Below are 4,366 nucleotides of genomic sequence, written 5' to 3'. Positions count from 1 at the left end.
GGATAATTCCTTACTGGCTGTAAGGGATATTAACCATAAATATATTGTAGTAGAAAGGAAGAGATACAATGAAAACAATCATAAAAAGAAGTATACTTGATTATTTAAAGAACCCTGTTTTGTGGATTGGCTTGATTATTATAGTCGCCAGTATGTATCAATGCCTGTCACCGTATTTGCAAATTCATTATATCAAACAGAATGAACAGGTCACACAAAATGAAGTAGCATTGGAAGATGCCGATGTCATGGATGGGTATATTCCCACATCTGATGATAAAGAAAGAAGAAGGGAGTGGGAAGATACGATCAAAGAGACGTTAATGGACACATCCCAAAATGGTTTTGGATTTAGCAGACAGGAAGCAGATCATATAATGAAAGAAATTCAGAATATGGATGTAAAGACTGCTTCTGGGTTTTTGGAATCCCAATATGGCTATTATAATGCAATATATGCTTATGAGGACCTTGAAATTCATAAGGGGACAGCAGAAGAAATCAATCATTATATCGAGCGGAAATTATCCGAACATTCTTTTTCCTGGTACTTTGCCAAAAAGTTCACGGATTTTGCAGGATTGCATATGGCCTTTTTTGCAACAGTCTTGCTATCATTTTTATTTATTCAGGATACACGAAAAAGTACCTATGAATTATTACATACAAAGCCTGTTACGGCAATCCAATATATATGTGGGAAAGTAATAAGCGGATTCATTAGTATGCTGGGAGTATTAGTGATTTTGAATGTTATATTCTTTATGCTGTGTTTGAAAACGTCTTTAGAATCGGGCTTTCCGGTAATACCAATTGATTTTTGCGTGAATTCTCTGATCTATATTGTTCCGAATCTTTTGATGATATGTTGTGTCTATACAATTACAGCAGTAATATTTAAAAATCCGCTTCCGGCAGCACCAATCTTGTTTTTACACATTATATATTCAAATATGCTGACCATGAAGAATGATATTTATTATATGAGACCGTTCTCTATTATGGTGCGATTCCCTGGCAGATTTTTTGAAACACATGCAGCCAAAATGTCAAACATAAATCAGATTATTCTTGTAATTTCATCAGTTATATTAGTATGTATTTCTGTTGCAATCTGGAAAAGGAGGAGGGTTTATTGAAAACGGAACTAAAAAACTGCCTGTCATTATATAAGATTTTTTATTCATGTGCATTTATACTGATATTGTGTGCTATTCATCCGATTATATACTATGAAGAAATCGGTTCAGCAATTCAGTCTCCAATAGCATTTTTAACAATTATTTTTTGTAGTGATACATATTTGATGGAAGTAAAAAGTAAGCGTGCCGATGTATTTCATTTGTATGATCAAAAAAAGCAGTTAAAAGTAATATCAAAGAGAGTGGGCGTTCAAATATTATATTTATTAATACTTTCCTGTGTTGGATATGTTTTATTTTTCTGGCAAAAACCGGGCAGTGTAAACGAAGGCATTTCGGGTATTCAGATATTTCTTTTATATTTCATTGCAATGTTTGGAACTATCTGGCTTTGGAGTATATGCTCTGTGATTTTGTGTACATTGCTTCGAAATATGTGGGCAGGTATTGGATGTTTATTTGGAATTGTCATTGGACTTATATCAAAAGCGGGAAGTTCATTTTTCGGAAATCTGGGATTGTTTTCTTTCAGCTTTTGTGAACCTACTCAATTAATGTCCGAGAGTTGGATTTATGGAACGCTTGTGTCTTTTATAGCGGGGCTGTTTTTATTTGCAGTATTACCAATGGCTTTAAAGAAAAGAGGATAGATTATGAGTATTAGAATAAATGATTTAACAGTTAGATTTAAAAATGGTGTAGTTGCAGTAAATAAGGCATCTCTTGAAATACCTAAGGGAATTTACGGACTTTTGGGAGAGAATGGTGCGGGAAAAACCACGCTGATGAGGGTTCTTACAACCGTTTTAAAACAAACGGAAGGATTGGTTTCGCTTGATGGAATTCTGTATAACGAGGGGAATTATGAAAAAATACAGAAAAAGATTGGTTATCTTCCACAGGAAATCGACTTATATCCGAATCTTACGGTGAAAGAATGCCTTGTATATATGGGTGGACTATCAGGAGTATCCACAAATGACCTCAAACAAAGAATTACATATTATTTGGAAAAGACTTCTCTTACAGAGCATCAGAATAAAAAAATGCGGCAATTATCTGGTGGTATGAAGAGACGTGTCGGACTCATACAGGCACTTCTTAATAATCCGGATTTTTTGATTATTGATGAACCTACCACCGGGTTAGATCCGGAAGAAAGAATCAGGATCCGCAATCTTTTGGTTGATTTTTCAAAGGATAGAACTGTGCTGTTTTCCACTCATGTAGTAGAAGATTTAGCAGCAACCTGTACACAGCTTGCCATTATGAAAAAAGGAAGTTTTTTATATTCTGGAAGCGTGAGTGGGTTGCTGGAAAATGCAAAGGGCTGTGTTTGGAATTGTACGGTACAAAATGCAAAAGAAGCCCGTTTGTTAGAAGCCAATTATTCTATATCATCTAAGCAGTATGTAGAAAATGGAATTCATATGAAAGTATTAAGCAAAGGAAAGCCAAATGAGAATTGTGTTCTGGATAATGATATCACTTTGGAAGATGCATATATTTATTTGACGAATAGTTGAATATAACGGCGGGCAGTTGCCCGCCGTAAATTGTACTTATTTTGTTAAAAGACCGGATAGAGTTTTTCCAATGGAAAATCCAATCTGTGGATATAACTCCTGAATCTCCTGATATTTTGCTTCAATCATTTCTGGTTCATCAGCCCAGATTTTTTCATATATTTTGAAAGCTCTTTTAAAATGTGTTTTGGCTTGCGGAAGATTGGTAGTCATCAGATAAATGGTTCCAAGGGTTTCCTGTACTTTGGCATAATCCAGACAGTCATCGGAATGGTATTCCTTGATGATGCCGGATAATTTTTGCAATTCGGAGATGCCTCTTTCGGGTTCCTGCTGTTCTGTCAGGAACAGTGCATAATTGGCAATCTTAGGTATGCTGTCATTTATATGAAGCGCATCTTTTTCCAGTTTTATTGTTTTTTCAGGTTTGGTTTCAAGAGTTGCCTGAAAATCCAGTAATATGTGGCAGCGAGTTACAGATGGTTTTGTCTCTGAAAGGGTGATTTCCTGAATCATCGGATGCAGAGAGATAGTGCGACGTGTTGTTGTCTGAACGAAACCAGTCTCAATTAAATCGTTGATTTCATTTAGTGTGGGCAGTTCCAGCCATTTGGCAAATATACGGGCAGAAATACCGGTGGAAGGAAGAAAGCACATATTACACATGATATCCTGCTGTTTAAGAGATAAAGTGTATAACGAAAACAGCGTATGGATATGACTGTAATAGGTGGCCTTGCTGCTTTGTCCATCTTTGATTATTTTAATTTTATCTTCGTTATGGAAAGCTGCTTTTTCCAACTGAAGTCTTGTTAATAACTGGTCTGGAGTTGAGATTCCATTTTTCAGAAGTTTTGCTGCCAGTTCCACGGCAAAAGTATGAGAGTGAACAGTTTCGATGATCTTTTCAACTGTTGCCCGGTACGTGTCTGCCTCTGAATAAAATACTGATGTCAGCTGGAAGAGAGCGTTCATATCCTCTATTTCTTTTAATGGCAGAGTACAGTATTCATCCAGTTTGCTTCTGGTTGTAAACAAAATCTGGCAGCGATATTTTAATACTACTGACAGAAAACTGTCCTGTGCGGCAGTGACATTAAAATTATCTATGATAAGCAGAGTATCAGATTTCAGGGAATGCAGAAAACGGTTATGTCTTTGAAACCGTTCCTGGTCAGTGCTTTCCGGCGGATCGTCAATAAAATCCATGTCAGTAATATCCTGATGAAGATTGCCGGATCATCCATAAAATCTTCAAATAATTCGTATAAAAAATCAGGCTGACTCATTTGATTACTTTCGCTGATATGATTTTTTAAGCAAGTGCTAATAGAAGAAAAATCGCATCGATTCAATAGAAATTCCCCTTTCGTAGTTAAGATTGAGTATATCTATCATAACACGAACGTACATTCGATTCAAGAAAATACGGATATTTTTAAAGTGATTGTGTCAATTTACAACCAATTTCTATTCAATGTGGTTTTCAGGCAGGTTCTGTAAAATAAGCTCAGATCAAAACAATGACGGGAGGAGCTTATGCAACAGAATATTGAATTTGAGCGGTGCATTGATTTTCTGGTACGGATGATTGATAAGTACGGCGATGAAGTCCTCCGGGAGTTGGAGGAAGAAAAACAGCCTGCAAATAAAAAGTCAAGGCTAAATTGAAGAACATTGAAAATTTTATACAGGTTG

Annotated in this window: 4 protein-coding genes and 1 pseudogene; 4 read left to right on the top strand and 1 reads right to left on the bottom strand. The window is 36.0% G+C overall.

Features of this window, described 5'->3' with window-relative positions; genetic code table 11:
- The first annotated feature begins 68 nt into the window (after positions 1-68).
- Genes PGU50_RS17810 through PGU50_RS17800 form a run of 3 tightly spaced genes read left to right on the top strand, consistent with a single transcriptional unit; the run spans position 69 to position 2,668 of the window.
- A complete protein-coding gene (locus tag PGU50_RS17810; RefSeq protein ID WP_270247641.1) occupies positions 69-1,139 on the top strand; it encodes an ABC transporter permease subunit in 1,071 nt (356 codons plus the stop codon).
- The gene (locus PGU50_RS17805; protein WP_270247639.1) at positions 1,136-1,792 is read left to right on the top strand and encodes a transporter; all 657 of its coding nucleotides are present in this window, start codon (positions 1,136-1,138) and stop codon (positions 1,790-1,792) included. Before PGU50_RS17810 ends, PGU50_RS17805 begins: the two co-directional genes overlap by 4 nt.
- A 3-nt stretch (positions 1,793-1,795) precedes the next feature.
- Complete coding sequence (locus tag PGU50_RS17800) at positions 1,796-2,668, top strand: ATP-binding cassette domain-containing protein (RefSeq protein ID WP_270247637.1); 873 nt, start codon at positions 1,796-1,798, stop codon at positions 2,666-2,668.
- Between the two features lie 36 nt (positions 2,669-2,704).
- On the opposite strand, the pseudogene PGU50_RS17795 reads toward PGU50_RS17800, so the two are convergent.
- Positions 2,705-3,907, bottom strand: a pseudogene (locus PGU50_RS17795) (tetratricopeptide repeat protein); the annotation flags it as partial.
- A 300-nt stretch (positions 3,908-4,207) separates the two neighbouring features.
- Here PGU50_RS17795 and PGU50_RS17790 point away from each other — a divergent pair.
- A complete protein-coding gene (locus PGU50_RS17790; protein ID WP_270235156.1) occupies positions 4,208-4,339 on the top strand; it encodes a hypothetical protein in 132 nt (43 codons plus the stop codon).
- Positions 4,340-4,366: the final 27 nt, after the last annotated feature.

Source organism: Coprococcus sp. AM11-30B (assembly GCF_027674365.1).
In the GTDB taxonomy this organism is placed as follows: domain Bacteria; phylum Bacillota; class Clostridia; order Lachnospirales; family Lachnospiraceae; genus Allocoprococcus; species Allocoprococcus comes.
The sequence above is the reverse complement of the archived record's forward strand: the minus strand, read 5'-3'. Positions and strand labels throughout refer to the sequence as shown.

Coding starts and splice junctions, on each gene's coding strand:
- PGU50_RS17810 (WP_270247641.1), top strand. CDS start 69: ATGAAAACAATCATAAAAAGAAGTATACTTGATTATTTAAAGAACCCT.
- PGU50_RS17790 (WP_270235156.1), top strand. CDS start 4,208: ATGCAACAGAATATTGAATTTGAGCGGTGCATTGATTTTCTGGTACGG.
- PGU50_RS17800 (WP_270247637.1), top strand. CDS start 1,796: ATGAGTATTAGAATAAATGATTTAACAGTTAGATTTAAAAATGGTGTA.